This window comes from Sagittula sp. P11 (assembly GCF_002814095.1).
Lineage (GTDB): Bacteria > Pseudomonadota > Alphaproteobacteria > Rhodobacterales > Rhodobacteraceae > Sagittula.
Window position 1 is genome coordinate 3,044,545 of sequence record NZ_CP021913.1, and the last position, 13,973, is coordinate 3,058,517.

Genomic DNA, 13,973 nt, shown 5'->3' on the forward strand with positions numbered 1-13,973 from the left:
CTGAAGTCCTGTTCAAAAAGTCATGTGGAGGCCGAAAAGCTCCGGGTCGAGGAAGCTTTCGACGAATTCGACGGGATGATCGGTCGCATCCCGCGTGAGACGGCGCAGGCGCAGCATCGCGGTGCCGGGGTCGCGCCCCATGAGAGCGGCATCCTCGGCTCCGAGCAGCGGCAGGACATTGGCCCATTCCTCCCCCGAAGCCGGGAAGAGCCCGCGCGCGGCGAGGGTCTGGCTCAGCGAGCCGCCATCCAGTCCGCATTCGATCAAGGCCGCGAAGTCATCTCGCCACGGCACCCGCGCCCGTTCCAGCGACAGGCCACGACCCGTCTCTTCGCGGAACCGCAGCCGATCGACGGCCAGCATCGGACCTTCGAGGCGGATGGGGCAGTCGAGGTCCATCTCGACCCGGGCGATCTTGAGGATGCGGGTTCCCATCCGCAATCCGACGGAAGAGAGAGCCAGCGACCAGCCCGGACCGCTGTCGATCACGTTTCCCGCATAGGTGACAAAGGATCCGATGCCGACCTTGGTCTGGATCAGGCCCTTGTCCGCGAGGATGCCGAGGCTCTTGCGCACCGTTGTCCGCGAGACAGCGAAGCGGTTGACGAGGCTGCTCTCGCTCGAGAGGGCCGACCCGTCCTGAAGCTGACCGGACCGGATCTCCGCCTCGATGAGGCGGGCGATGCGTTCGGATTTCGACTCGGGTGTCTTGTAGTCTGGCTGGGACATGTTCCCTCCTGTTACTCAAAGTGTAGACAGGTAGATACAGGTGTGGCGAGTCTTTTATTGGTGTGAAACTGATATTTCTTCTGGAAAAGAAAAACGCCCGAGAAACGGGCGCTGATCTGGAGAGCGTTCAGTATACAGGTTGCAACAGGTCAGAGCGTCTCCAAACAGCTGGCGACATCGTCGGCATCGGTGACGTCGGCGTACTTCTCGTAGAGGTGGGCGTCATGGGGTGCCTGCGCCCGGTCGGCACAGCAGTCCGCCGGGACCAGCACGTTGAAGCCCGCCTTCACGCGGCCCGAGGTGGCGCGCCCCAGTCGATCAGCATGTCGGTGTTGACCCCGGCCAGCAGCGACCCAAGGGTGGAGCCGAAGAGGGACGGGGCGGCCTTCTTCTCCATGATCAGCCCTTAGGGCGCAGTTGCGCCAGATCCTGCGCGAGCGTTGTGACAGCGGCCCGGCCCGACAGGTCGCGGCGGATGAAACGGGCCAGGAGTTCCCAAAGACCGGGCTCCGCGCGGGCGATGCCGATGACCGGCTGTCCCCGCGCAGTCAGAAGACGCACCGGTTCCAGTCCGTTTCGCCGGCTGGCTCCGGTCACGACGACGGGACGTAGGTCAGGCATGGTCAACCTCCGCGGCTTCAAACGCCTTCCATCCGTCTTCGATGGCGGGAAGGATCGCGACGAACTCGAAATAGGGCTGAGCGAACAGCGGCGTGTCGCGCAGCCGTTCCATCGCCGTGTTCATTGCGCCAGCGGAGTCCGCGGTCAGCATCCAGATATCGGAACACATGGCGGAGAAGGCTTCGCAGTCGAACTGGCGAAACTTTATGTCCCCGCCCGGGACGGCACCGATGGCAATCTCCCGGCGTCGCGGTCTGGGCAGCGCCAGCCAGGAAGGCAGCGCGCGCACCAGCAGGAAAAGGGTCAGGGGTTTGTAGCAGGACTTGGTTTCGGTCATTGATCCGGCCTTTCGGGTTGCAAAAAATAGGCAAGCACCGGCAGTATCCAAGCAATTGCTCAGTTTCTCTACTCGCATCGGAACCGCATGTCTGCCGTCGCGCCACAGCCCAGAAAATTACCGAAGCAACGCCGCGCGGTCGAAACCTGCGCCGCGATTGTCGAAGCTGCGGCTCGCATTCTGGAAACGCAGGATCCTGACGCGCTGAACACCAACCGGATCGCCGAACGCGCCGGCGTCAGCATCGGGACGCTGTATCAGTACTTTCCCGACAAACAGGCGATCCTCGTCGCGCTCATCCGCCGTGAACGGCAGGCCCTCCTGGCTGAGCTGCGTGCGATCCAGGACAACGGAGAAGAGGCCTTGAGGCAGATGGTGGCCGCCTCTGTCCGTCACCAGTTCGCGCGGCCGAAACTGGCCTCCGCGCTGGAACATATCGAGGTCTCCTTCCCTCTGGGGGAAGAAGCCAACGACATGGCAAGAGAAATCGCTTCGATCTCTTCGGGGTTGTTGTCCCGGCGCTTCGGTCAACTCAACTCGACCGATCTTCTGACCGCCGTTATCATTGGCCGGTCGCTGGTGAACGCTGCCGGCGAAGGTGTCCTGCCGGAAGAGGGACTGCCGGAGCGCGTCACGATGGCCTTGGAGGCGTACCTGTACGCCGTTTCTGGTGGCGGCTGACGCGGGCGCAGAAACAACGTCTGCGCCCCCGCATGAACTCAAGCCCCGACAGCCGTGATGCGGCTGCGTACGGCCTGCCATTTTGCCTGACCTTCGATGGATACCCCGTGGGAGAACAGGTCGTAGGTAAAAGTCTCCACCGGACGGCCCCTAGCAATCCTGTCGGGAAGGTCGGGATTGTTCATCGCCGCCTTGCCGATCGCCAGGAAATCCGCCTCACCCCTGTTCAGCACATCTCGGGCCAGATCCGGGTCTTGCAACCCGCCATTGGCGATGACCGGCAATCCGGTGGTCACGCGGGCAAAGTGGCAAAGGTTTTCTCCACCGGGCGTGCTGCTGTGGTAGGCATAGCCCTTGGTCTCACTGGCGAGATGAATGAACCCCGCGCCGGCCTCTGCGACCGCCGTGAAAATCCGCTCCGCATCCTCCAGACCGCCATGCCAGAAATAGTCCGGCTGGGTCGCCTTGGCCTGCGACACGCGGACCCCGGTCAGGAAATGCCCGCCAGTCGCCGCGCGAATATCGGTGATGATCTCGGCTGTCAGGCGGATCCGGTTCTCGACCGAGCCGCCATACGGCGCGTCCCGCAGGTTGGTCTCTGGCGTCAGGAACTGGTCGAGCAGGTAGCCGTTCGCGCAATGCACCTCGACCCCGTCGAACCCGGCCGACTGCGCGCGCACGGCCGCCTGTACAAATCCGGCCTTGATGTCGTGGATGTCCTGTCCACTCAGCTCTCTGGGCGTGCCGTAAGGGCCGCGGTTCGGTCCGTAGCCGTCGAGCATCTTGCCCGTGGGGCGCACGGCCGAAGGTGCATGCGGCACGTCGACCGCCTGGGACACGGCACCGGCATGGATCAGCTGGAGTATGATCCGGCCCCCGGCGCGATGTACGGCGTCGGTGACCCCCTGCCAGCCCGCTTCCTGCGCATCGGTGCAGAGACCGGGTTGATTGCCGTAGGCCTGCGCATGGCAAAGGTCGGTATAGGCACCCTCGGCGATGATGAGACCGAAGCCGCCCGTCGCGAAGCCGGCGTAGTAGCGCGCCATCGCTTCGGTCGGGATGCCATCATCGGTGGCGCTGGCGCGGGACATGGGCGCGACGACATAGCGGTTCGCGAGTTGCAGATGCTGGAGCGCGCCGGGGCGAAGCGCCGGATGAAGGGGTGGGTGGGTTGTCATGTGCGTGGCCTTCTGTTGCAGACCTCGACAAACTGGCGGGCACATGCAAAAGCCGCAAGAATGCACAATTTTGGCCTATACTATCTAAAATGTAAGTAAGGAACATGCGATGCCGGCCCCCTTCAACAAGGAACAGTTGTTCTGCCCGACGGAAACCGCCTTGGGCATCATCGGCGGAAAGTGGAAGGGGATGATCCTTTGGTGCCTGTCCCGACGCACCATGCGGTTCGGAGAACTGCATCGTGCCATGCCCGACATCACGCAGCGCATGCTGACCAAGCAGTTGCGTGACCTTGAGGCCTTCAGGATCATCGACCGCAAGGTCTATCCCGAGGTGCCGCCCAAGGTCGAATACTCGCTGAGTGCGCACGGCCTGGCGCTCAAGCCGATCCTTGATGATCTCGAACTCTGGTCGAGGGACTATCTGGAAACGAATATCAAGCCCGAGGCCGGGCGGTAGAGGTCTCGGCCCTCAGTCGACGATGAAAAGCTTCGCGCCTGTTTCCGATGATGATCGGTGCGGGGAGTCTCCGAAATCGGAAACCTGATAGCTCATCCCGGCGGTCATGGTGGTGCGGCGGCCGTCCTTCAGTTCTGAGACGAGGGAGCCCTCCAGAACCAGAAAAACGTGGCCGCGATCACACCAGTGGTCAGCCAGGTATCCGGGCGAGTATTCGACCATGCGGACCCGCAGGTCGCCTGCTTCAAACGTCCGCCAGGTCGCGATGCCGGTTTCGCCCGGATAGTCGACAGGATCCACTTTTGACCAGTCCGTCACGGAGAAGGGCATTTCAGGCAACTTCATCGGGAACTCCCCAGGCAATTGCTTGACCAGATAGCCGGACGGTATCGTCAGAACTTCCGGGTCACAAGATTGAAGGCGTTGCGAACAAAGGCGTTTTCGCGCCCGCCTGGCCATCCCGAACTTGCAGATACTGTGCCGACGCGCATGAAATCTGGCTGGCCCGCCGGCATTCTCTTCGGGCTGATCATGCGACTTGCCGAGATGCGCGTTTAGCGCGGGTTGGATCTGTTGTTAGGCGATGGTGTCAATTGCATACTTAATGGGTCCCTCGTCCATGTGTGGCGCAGTTCTGTGACGATCACGAGCGGCCCCATGCAGGGTTGGTCTGGACCATGAACCTCCCCCTCCAGTCCAGCGCTCGGGACCGCCCTACGCCGCGGAACTCCATGCCGATGAAGCCCGGTCATCCCGAATGCCGACGGCTAATCCGCAACGCACCGCGCAAGGCCCGCGCCTGAAGCGGTTCGGTGAGGCGGGGCGCGGGTTCGAAGCCCATTCGCTCCATCGCCTCGCCTTCGGCAGGATGCGGGGGCTGCGTCACCGAGGCGCCGACAAGCGCGAGGAGCGCGCGGGCGTTTCCTGCAGCATTGCCGAGCGCCGATAGCGCCGGAAGAAGCTGCTTCTCGACCGCGTCGAAATCTGTGCCGAGCGGGAAGTCGGGTAGAACCGTCTCGCGAAAGGCGCCGAGCCAGCGGGCAATCGCCTCGGGGGTGTTGTGTCGCTGCGCTGCCGGGATCTCGTAGTCCGCGTCGATCTTGCCTGCGGTCTTGGCCTCTTCCAGCAGGCCGTCCTGAAACCGGCTGTCGGCGATGGCGAGCAGACGCTTGATCACCTCTTCATCGGTCTGGCCGCGCAGGTGCGCCGCGCCGTATTCCGTCACCACGATGTCGCGCATGTGGCGGGGCACGGTGGTCACGGCAAGCTGCCAGACGAGGTTGGAGGTGACCTTGCCCTTGCTGTGACGGGTGGCGGGCAGGGTCAGGATGGCGTGGCCGTCCTCAAGCGCAAAGGCCTGCTCGAAGAAGTTGAACTGCCCGCCCACGCCGCTGACCACCTCCCCGGGCTTTGCCGCGTCGGACATCGCGTCCCCCAGCAGGCTGACCTGCATGCAACCGTTGACAAAGCGCGCATGGCACCGCGCGGCGCGCTTGGCCGCCTCGTCGCCGTAGAGCGCATTGGTGAAGCTGACCGGCATCATCGCGATCTTCGCACGCTGCCCGGTCGGCATCGCGCGCAGGCGCTCGTACATGTCGCGCGCATCGACGAAGAACCCGGCGTGGATGGTGGCGCCGTCCACCTCGCGGCGGATGACGCCCTGCTCGAAAAGGGCCAGCATCCCTCCGACCAGCATCTCGGTGACGCCGTAAAGCCCGGTGTCGAAGGGCTTGGTTTCCGAGCCGGTCAGCGGCATCGGGGCCGCGTCCCACAGCGGGCCAAGCGCGCCGCGATCCCGGGCGAGCAGCGCGTTGGCGACCGCATCGCCGATGGCGCCGATCCCGATCTGAAGGGTGCCGCCGTCGGGCACCAGCCGCGAGACATGCAGGCCGATGGCGTGCTGGCTGTCGGAGACCGGGCGGCGCGGCACCGAGAAGAGCTCGAAGGGTTCGGTGGGTTCGAGCAGCATCTGTACCGCCTCCGGCGTCAGCTCGGCGGGCCCTTGCATGAAGGGCAGCGCCTCGTTCACCTCGCCCACGGCGATGAAGTCCATCTCGCCCTTGCGGCGCAATTCGAAGAGATCGGCGGAGATGTCGGTGTTGCACGACAGGCTGAAGCGGTCGCCCTCCCGTGCGAGCAGTTGCGCCAGCACGTTGGGCCGCTGCGCGATCAGCACGTCGCGGGCGTGGGTGTAATTGGCCGAGATGTAGTGGCGCTGTGCGTAGTCGTTTCCAAGCCATGTGCCGGCCTGAAAGAAGAACTCCGAGACCTCGATGTTGTCCGGCAAGCCGTCCCCCCCGATCAGCTCGGCATAGAGCAGCGCGGGGTAGCGCCCGAAGAGCCTGTCCATCGCCGGCTCGAGAAAGCGGCGCTCCATCTCCGAGCCGGGGTTTGGGCGGCGCAGGGTGAGCGCGGTGAAGATCGACAGTTTCAGCCCCGGATCGTCCACGGCGGCGCGGGTCAGGGCGTTGACCAGCGTGACCGGCTTGCCGAGGCCAAGCGGCAGGGCCAGCCGCACTTCACCGCCGACCCTGTCGAAGATGGCGCGGGCCATCGCATCGGCGTCGGTGAAGCGCGGCCCGCCCTCAGTCAAGGGTGGACCAGCCTTCATCCGGGGCGAAGCGCGGGCCATGCGCCTCTTCCAGCTCTTTCAGCCGGGCTGCGATCTCGTCGCGCCCCCGGGTTTTCGCATAGTGCATCGGCCCGCCGCGGAAGGGCGCGAAACCGGTGGCGAAGATCATGGCGCCGTCCACTTGGTCGGCACTTTCGGCCACGCCCTTGCGCAGAACCTCGACGCAGGCGTCGAGCATGGGCAGGATCAGGCGGTCGGTCAGGTCGTCGGGGGCGTCGTCGAGGCTGGCATCGGGGTGGGGCGTGCCCTCTGACCAGTCGTAGAAGCCCTGACCGGTCTTCTTGCCCAACTCCCCGGCCGCCACCTTGGCGCGCAGGCTGTCGGAGATCTCGGCTATCGGCTTGTCGAGGCTGTCGCGCAGCGACTCGGCCACGTGCAATCCGATGTCGAGGCCGACCTGATCGGCCAGCGTCACCGGCCCCATCGGCATGCCGAAGCGCAGCGCGGCACTGTCGATCACCTCTTTCGGAACGCCCTCGTCCATCAGCACCATCGCCTCCATCAGGTAGGGCGTGAGCGCGCGGTTGACGACGAAGCCGGGATAGTCGGCCACGCGGGCGGGCAGCTTGCCGATGGACACGCAGAAGGCCGCAAGGCGGCGGGCCGTGTCGTCCTCGGTGGCGCTGCTGCGGACCACTTCGACCAGATCGACCTTCGAGACCGGGTTGAAGAAATGCAGCCCGGCAAAGCGCGCCTTGTCGGCCACCTGCGCCGCAAGCGTATCGACCGACAGGCTTGAGGTGTTGCTGGCGAGGATCGCGCCGGGTTTGAGCGTCAGGCTGTCGTAGACCTTCTTTTTCACGTCGAGGTCTTCCGGCGCGGCTTCGATCACGAGGTCGGCGCTGGCGAGGCCGTAGCCCTTCGGGTCGGGCATCAGCCGGTCGAGCGCGTCGCGGGTCTCGATGCGGCTCAGATGCTTGTCGTCGCAGATCTTGGCTGCCAGCTTCAGGGCCTTGCCCAACGGCGCGGTCTCGACATCGCCCAGCGTCACCCGCTTGCCCTTGATTGCTGCCATCGCGGCGATCTCGGCGCCCATGGCACCGGCCCCGATCACATGGACATGCGCGATGCCATCGTCGCCGCGGCCCGCGTCCTTCAAGCCCTGGCGCAAGAAGAACACGCGGCGCAGGTTCTTCGAGGTCTCGTTGTCGAGAAGCCGCGCGAAGGAGGCGATCTCGGCCTTCTGCATCTCGACCGGGTCGTCGCCATGCTCTTCCCACAGGTCGATGAGCGCGTGCGGGGCGGGGTAATGCGCCTTGGGCGCTTTCTTCTCGGTCTGGCTGCGCATCTGCCGCGCGGCGAGGCTGCGCGCCTGATCGAAGCCGAAGGCGCGCGCCTTCAGCCCCGGCGCGGGCGGGGTGATCTCACCCTGCGCGGCGGCCAGCACAGCGGCGGCGACATGGCGTTCCTCCACCACCGCGTCGGCGATGCCGAGCGACTTCGCCTTCTTCGTATACGCCGTCTTGCCGGTCAGCATCAGCGTCATCGCCTCGGTCGGGTCGATCAGGGCGGGCAGGCGGACGGTGCCCCCGAGACCCGGATGCAGGCCAAGCAGCACCTCGGGAAAGCCGAAGGAGGCGCCCGGCGTAGCGATGCGGGTGTCGCAGGCCAGCGCCAGTTCGAAGCCCGCGCCCAGGGCCGCGCCGTGGACGACGCAGATCGTCGGACAATTCAGCGCCTCGATCCGGTCGAGCACGGCGTGGCCCTGCTTCAGCAACTCCTCCGCGCCGCCGTCGGACAGGGCGTCGAAGCTGGCGATATCGGCCCCGGCGGCAAAGCCCCCGGGTTTCGCCGAACGGATCACCAGTGCCTTGGGCAGGTCCGCCTCGGCGGCGGCGACATGGCCCTCCAACTCGCGGATAACATCCTCGGAGATGGTGTTCGTGCCGCTGTCGGCCTTGTCGAGCGCCAGCCAGAGGATGCCGTCGCCGTCGCGACCCGCGCGCCAGTTGCCCTCGCGGCACGTGGCGCCGCCAAGCTCCAGCTTCGTTTCGCCCAGGAATTCAAGCACATGTCCGGTCATTGCACGGCCTCCAGCAGCATGGCGCCGCCCAGCCCGCCGCCGATGCATTCGGTGGCGATGCCGCGCCGGGCGCCGCGCGCCTTCATGGCGTTGGCCAGATGCAGCACGATGCGGTTGCCGCTGGTGCCCACCGGGTGGCCAAGCGAGATCGCCCCGCCGTCGACGTTCAGGCTGTCGCGGTCGATCCGTCCGAAGGCGGCGTCGTAGCCCAGCACCTCGCGGCAAAAGTCGTCGTCCGCCCAAGCGGCAAGGCAGGACAGCACCTGCGCGGCAAAGGCCTCGTTCAATTCCCAAAGGTCGATATCCTCGGCCCCCAGCCCGTGGCGTTGCGCGATGGGGGCGGTGGACAGCACCGGACCAAGACCCATGATCGAAGGGTCGAGCCCGGCCCATTCGCTGTCCTTGATCTCGGCCAGCGGGGTCAGGCCGTGGGCCTCCACCGCCCGCTCGGAGGCGAGGATACACCAGCTCGCGCCATCGGTGATCTGGCTCGAATTGCCCGCCGTCACCTTGCCGTAGGGCTTCTCAAAGACCGGGTTCAGCTTGGCCAGCCCCGCCATGTCGCTGTCGGGCCGCACGCCGTCATCGTGGTCGTAGACGGTACCGTCGCGGTCGATGGCGGGCATCACCTCGTCTGCGAGCCGCCCTTCGGTCTGGGCGGCGGCCAGTCGATGGTGGCTTTGCATGGCGTAGGTATCGGCGGTTTCGCGGGTGATGCCGAAGCGGTGCGCCAGCACCTCGGCGGTCTGCCCCATGTTCAGTTCGGTGATCGGGTCGGTCAGGCCGCGTTCCAGCCCGATGACGGGCTTGAAGAACTCGGGCCGGATGCCCGCCATCGCCTTGGCCTGATCGAGCGGACCCTTGGCGGTGCTCATTCTGCCGAACCACTCGACGGCGGACTGGCGCAGCACCAGCGGCGAATGGCTGAGGGCCTCGGCCCCGCCCGCGAGGATCATCTGGTGAGAGCCGTCGCGGATGTAGCGGTAGGCGGTGTCGATGCTCTGCATCCCCGAGCCGCAGTTGATCTGCACGCTGAAGGCCACAGTTTGCTCGCCCAGACCCAGCCGCAGGGCGGCGACGCGCGAGGGGTTCATCTCGTCGGCGATGACGTTCACGCAGCCGAGGATCACCAGATCGAAGGCGGTGCGGTCGAAGGGCTGACGCGCCAGCAGCGGGCGGCCACATTGCACCGCCAGATCGACGGGCGTGAAGGGGCCGGGGCCGCCGCGGGCCTTGAGGAAGGGCGTGCGTGCGCCGTCGACGAGAAACACGCGTTGGCTGGCATGGGGGCTCATTCCGCGGCCTCGCGCGGGGTGTCGCCCCGGTTGGTGTCGCGGTTTGTGGTGCGGTTCGGGAAGAGGTCGGTCAGTGCCTCGGGGGTGAAGTCGTCGACGGCCACCACCTCGTCCACCAGCGCCTGCATGGCGGCGATCTCGGCCAGTTCGGCCTCGCTGAGGATGCCCGCCTCGAGCGCTTCCTGCGGCGTCTTGCGTGCATCGCGCAACCGCTTCATCACCGGGGCCATCTCGACCACCTTGGCGTAGCACTGGTTCAGCACCTGCACGCCGTCACGGTCGCAGCCTTCGAAGACGCGGCCGGTGATCCGGTCGCGCGCCTCTGAGGGTTCGTAGATCAGCGCGCTCACCGCTTCGGTCAGTTGGTCGTCGGCCCCCCGGCGCGGCGATCCCGGCCGAGTAATGACCCGCAGCACCCAGGCCGCCCAGCGGGCGGGCAGGTTGGCGATCACCTCGTCCAGCGCGATCTGGATGCGCTTGAAGCCTTCGGCGGCGGCATAGCGCAGCGCGGGCAGGTCTGCCTCCTGACGGCCTTCGTCCTCCCAGCGTTTCAGCGCGGCGGAGAGGATGTACATCTCCGACAGGATGTCGCCCATGCGACCCGAGATCATCTCCTTGCGCTTGAGCGCACCGCCCAAGGTCAGGAAGGCGAAATCCGCCGTCAGCGCATAGGCCGCCGACCAGCGCGACAGTTCGCGATAGATCGGGGCGGCGGCGCCCGCGTCGGGGGCGGGGGCAAAGCGTCCGCCGGTCAGCGCCCGGCCCCACGCCCGGAACAGCGTCCGGGTGGTGTGGCCCACATGGGCCCAGAAGCTCTTGTCGAAGGCCTCAAGCGATTTCTCGGGGTCGGGCTGCTGCAATGCCATCATGTTGTCGAGCATATGCGGATGCGCCCGGATCGAGCCCTGCCCGAAGATTATCAGAGAGCGGGTGACGATGTTCGCCCCCTCTACGGTGATGCCGATGGGGACGGCACGGTAAAGCGGCAGCAGGTAGTTCGACGGCCCGTCGATTACCGCCTTCCCGGAATGCACGTCCATCGCGTGGTTCAGCGCGTCCCGCATCCGGTAGGTGGCATGGGCTTTCATGATCGCCGAGATCACAGAGAGCGCGCGGCCCTCGTCGAGCCCGGCGCAGGTGAGGCGGCGGGCCCCGTCCATGGCGTAGCAACCCGCGGCAAGCTCTGCCATCGGCTTCTGGATGCCGCCGAACTTGCCGATCGGCAGGTTGAACTGCTGACGGATGCGGGCATAGGCGCCGGTCGTATGCGCCGAAAGCGCGATGGCTGCACAGCCCATCGAGGGCAGCGAGATGCCACGCCCGGCGGCGAGCGCGGACATCAGCATCATCCAGCCGCGCCCGGCATAGTCTGGCCCGCCGATGATGTTTTCCAGCGGGATGAACACGTCCTTGCCGGTGGTCGGCCCGTTCATGAACATGGTGGAGGAGGGCAGGTGCCGCCGTCCGGTCTCCACCCCCTCCAGATCGGTGGGGACGAGGGCGCAGGTGATGCCGATGTCCTTGGTCTCTCCCAGCAGCCCGTCCGGGTCGCGCAGCTTGAAGGCAAGGCCCAGCACGGTGCAGACCGGCGCCAGCGTGATGTAGCGCTTGGCCCAGTTGAGCCGGATGCCGAGCACCTCTTCGCCGTGCCACTCACCCTTGCAGATGACCCCTTCGTCCACCATCGCCGAGGCGTCGGAGCCCGCTTCGGCACTGGTCAGTCCGAAGGCCGGAAGTTCGCGCCCGTCGGCGAGGCGCGGCAGCCAGTGCTCCTTTTGCGCGTCGGTGCCGAACTGGTGGATCAATTCGCCGGGCCCGAGCGAATTGGGCACCATGACCGTGACCGCCGTGGCGACCGAGCGGGTGGAGATGAAGCGGATGATCTCGGAATGGGCGAAGGCCGAGAACCCGAGCCCGCCGTGGGCCTTGGGGATGATCATGCCGAAGAAGCCCTGCTGTCGCAGGAAGGTCCAGACCTCTTCCGGAAGGTCGGCGTCGGCGTGGTTGATTTTCCAGTCGCTGATCATGCGGCAGAGGTCGCGGCAGGGTCCGTCGAGGAAGGCTTGTTCCTCTGCGCTGAGCGTCGGCGCCTTGACGGCGAGGAGCTTCGACCAGTCCGGATTGCCCGAGAAGAGTTCGGCCTCCCACCAGACTTCCCCGGCGTTGAGCGCCTCGCTTTCGGTCTGGGACAAGGCCGGCAGAACCCCCTTCGCCCAAGCGTGAATGGGCTTGGTCAGAAACCTCGAACGCAATCCTGTCATGTAGCCACCTCCTCCAACAAAACGTCAGCCGTGCGGATGGGGTTCCGAACCGAGGGGGCGGCAGTCGGAGCGGTCAGGCCCAATCAGGCAAACGCGAGGGGGTCGCACAGACGGCCCCTCAGCCGCTCCCGCTGCCAAAGTACCACGCGCCGACCGGCCTAGTCGTTCCGTCCCGGCGTCTGGTAGATCGGATCGACGATGGATCTGTTCGGTTCTGAAGTCCAGATTTTGCAGATGTATTCGTAGGGCGTGAGCCCGCTGAGTGTCTTGAGCCGATGAGCGAAGTTGTACGCATTCAAGAAGTCGGCGAGGTGGCTGCGAAGCTGATCGTGGGTGCCGTAGTGGAAGCGTTTGACGGTGGCGTCTTTGATCGTCTGGTTCATCCGCTCGACCTGGCCGTTGGTCCTTGGACGATTGGCTTTTGTCAGCCGGTGTTCGATCCCATTGGCTTCGCAGATCATGTCGAAGCGCATTTGCCGAGAAAAGGCGGTGTTCCGGTTGCGCGGCTGATCGGCGAACTGGATGCCGCTCACCATCGGGCTCGGATCGATGGCTCGCTCGGTCGGGATCGTGTGGATGCGGCAAGGAACGGCTTCCAGAAGGTGCTCCGGGAACTCCCATGCGGTCCGCCTGTCGGCCTTCTCGACCAGCTGGGCAATCGCGAACTTGCTGGTCCGGTCGTGGCTGGGGCGCAGGCCTGTTTCGATTTCGGTGGGATACGAGGCTGCGACTGGTCCGCGCTATGCCTTGCTGCAAGCCAACGGTCCCGCGCAATCCTTGGGAAGCTGCGATAATCTGGGCCGAAAATTTCCTCATAAAAAGTATATTTATAACAGTATGTAAGTGAAAAGATTATCGTATATCGACAAGAAAAGATTGCATTTCGACATAAAAAGTTTGCATCGCGACATGCCGGCAAGCATGACTCCCCGTGACACGTGCCCAAAGCCACCGGGCACGCAGGGGAGGAAACGTGCAGGACGAGAACGAAACCAGTCGGGGATCCGAGACGTCGCTTGCGAAGGCCATCCGGCTTTTGCCGATCGTCGCGGAGCGCAATGCGACCGGGGTCAACCTGTCGACGATCGCGCGCAAGGCCGACCTGACGACGGCCACCGCGCGGCGGCTGCTTCAGGGGCTGGTGGATGGCGGGCTCCTGAGTTTCGACCCGTATTCGAAGATCTACACACTGGGCATCGGGCTGTTCGATCTGGCCGGGGCGCCCGGTTCGCCGCGCCAGTTCGACAGCCTGCGGATGAACCTGCGCCCCGTGGTGGAGGAAGTCGCGGCGGTGTCCGGCGACACGGTCTATCTGACCGTGCCCTTCGGGGACGAGGCGATCTGCATCGACACCGCGACCGGCTCCTACCCGATCTCGGCCAACACTTTGCATGTTGGGTCACGGCGTCCCTTGGGCGTGGGGGCGGGCAGCGCGGCGATCCTGGCCGCCATGCCGCAGGACCGGCGGGACAGGCTGATCGCGTCGCACCGGGAGGTCTATGGCCGCTACGGCGAGCTGACCACGGCAGAGGTGCGCCGCATGGTCGCCCACTGGCAGAGCCACCGGTACCTCGTGAACAACTCGATGATCATTGCGGGCGTCAGCGCGATTGCCGTCGCGGTCTTCGACGCGTCCGACACCTTGCTGGCCGGGGTGTCCGTCTCTGCGCTGAAGACGCGGCTGGGCGGACAACGGCGCAAGGACGTCGTTTCCATAATGACGGACGCGCTGGAGCGCGCCGGCTTCAAGACCTGA

General features: G+C 65.6%; 12 protein-coding genes and 1 pseudogene. 3 read left to right on the forward strand and 10 right to left on the reverse strand.

What is annotated here, in order from left to right:
* Positions 1 to 12: 12 nt before the first annotated feature.
* The 3 genes from CDO87_RS14750 to CDO87_RS14760 all read right to left on the reverse strand — a co-directional run bounded on the left by CDO87_RS14750 (position 13) and on the right by CDO87_RS14760 (position 1,687).
* Positions 13 to 729, reverse strand: a complete 717-nt coding sequence (locus CDO87_RS14750; RefSeq protein WP_100929476.1) for a GntR family transcriptional regulator — start codon at positions 727 to 729, stop codon at positions 13 to 15.
* A gap of 399 nt (positions 730 to 1,128) precedes the next feature.
* Positions 1,129 to 1,350, reverse strand: coding sequence for a hypothetical protein (locus CDO87_RS26795; protein WP_157815005.1), 222 nt, complete (start codon positions 1,348 to 1,350; stop codon positions 1,129 to 1,131).
* The gene (locus tag CDO87_RS14760) at positions 1,343 to 1,687 is read right to left on the reverse strand and encodes a darcynin family protein (RefSeq protein WP_157815006.1); all 345 of its coding nucleotides are present in this window, start codon (positions 1,685 to 1,687) and stop codon (positions 1,343 to 1,345) included. Before CDO87_RS14760 ends, CDO87_RS26795 begins: the two co-directional genes overlap by 8 nt.
* Positions 1,688 to 1,774: 87 nt before the next feature.
* Here CDO87_RS14760 and CDO87_RS14765 point away from each other — a divergent pair, with 87 nt between their 5' ends.
* Positions 1,775 to 2,368: a TetR/AcrR family transcriptional regulator gene (locus CDO87_RS14765; RefSeq protein WP_100929478.1), complete on the forward strand. Its 594-nt coding sequence runs from the start codon at positions 1,775 to 1,777 to the stop codon at positions 2,366 to 2,368.
* Positions 2,369 to 2,406: 38 nt separating this feature from the next.
* Here the strand turns inward: CDO87_RS14765 and CDO87_RS14770 are convergent, their stop codons facing one another.
* Positions 2,407 to 3,546: an NADH:flavin oxidoreductase gene (locus tag CDO87_RS14770; RefSeq protein WP_100929479.1), complete on the reverse strand. Its 1,140-nt coding sequence runs from the start codon at positions 3,544 to 3,546 to the stop codon at positions 2,407 to 2,409.
* A gap of 109 nt (positions 3,547 to 3,655) precedes the next feature.
* Between CDO87_RS14770 and CDO87_RS14775 the strand changes: the two genes are divergently transcribed.
* Positions 3,656 to 4,006, forward strand: coding sequence for a helix-turn-helix domain-containing protein (locus CDO87_RS14775; protein ID WP_100929480.1), 351 nt, complete (start codon positions 3,656 to 3,658; stop codon positions 4,004 to 4,006).
* Positions 4,007 to 4,018: 12 nt separating this feature from the next.
* On the opposite strand, the gene CDO87_RS14780 is transcribed toward CDO87_RS14775, so the two are convergent.
* The 6 genes and pseudogenes from CDO87_RS14780 to CDO87_RS14805 form a co-directional block, all read right to left on the reverse strand.
* Positions 4,019 to 4,351 (reverse strand): DHCW motif cupin fold protein, encoded by a 333-nt coding sequence (locus CDO87_RS14780; protein WP_100929481.1) that lies wholly within the window; start codon positions 4,349 to 4,351, stop codon positions 4,019 to 4,021.
* 403 nt (positions 4,352 to 4,754) lie between these two features.
* Positions 4,755 to 6,638, reverse strand: coding sequence for an acetyl-CoA hydrolase/transferase C-terminal domain-containing protein (locus CDO87_RS14785; RefSeq protein ID WP_254698147.1), 1,884 nt, complete (start codon positions 6,636 to 6,638; stop codon positions 4,755 to 4,757).
* Positions 6,592 to 8,661: a 3-hydroxyacyl-CoA dehydrogenase NAD-binding domain-containing protein gene (locus CDO87_RS14790; RefSeq protein ID WP_100929482.1), complete on the reverse strand. Its 2,070-nt coding sequence runs from the start codon at positions 8,659 to 8,661 to the stop codon at positions 6,592 to 6,594. The genes CDO87_RS14785 and CDO87_RS14790 overlap by 47 nt, the downstream gene beginning before the upstream one ends.
* Complete coding sequence (locus tag CDO87_RS14795) at positions 8,658 to 9,956, reverse strand: acetyl-CoA C-acetyltransferase (RefSeq protein WP_100929483.1); 1,299 nt, start codon at positions 9,954 to 9,956, stop codon at positions 8,658 to 8,660. Before CDO87_RS14795 ends, CDO87_RS14790 begins: the two co-directional genes overlap by 4 nt.
* Positions 9,953 to 12,217, reverse strand: a complete 2,265-nt coding sequence (locus tag CDO87_RS14800) for an acyl-CoA dehydrogenase (RefSeq protein WP_100929484.1) — start codon at positions 12,215 to 12,217, stop codon at positions 9,953 to 9,955. Before CDO87_RS14800 ends, CDO87_RS14795 begins: the two co-directional genes overlap by 4 nt.
* Positions 12,218 to 12,375: 158 nt before the next feature.
* A pseudogene (locus CDO87_RS14805) lies at positions 12,376 to 12,897 on the reverse strand (integrase core domain-containing protein); the annotation flags it as partial.
* Positions 12,898 to 13,190: 293 nt separating this feature from the next.
* Between CDO87_RS14805 and CDO87_RS14810 the strand changes: the two are divergent.
* Positions 13,191 to 13,973 carry an IclR family transcriptional regulator gene (locus CDO87_RS14810; RefSeq protein ID WP_100929485.1) on the forward strand — a complete coding sequence of 261 codons (783 nt, stop codon included), beginning with the start codon at positions 13,191 to 13,193 and terminating at the stop codon, positions 13,971 to 13,973.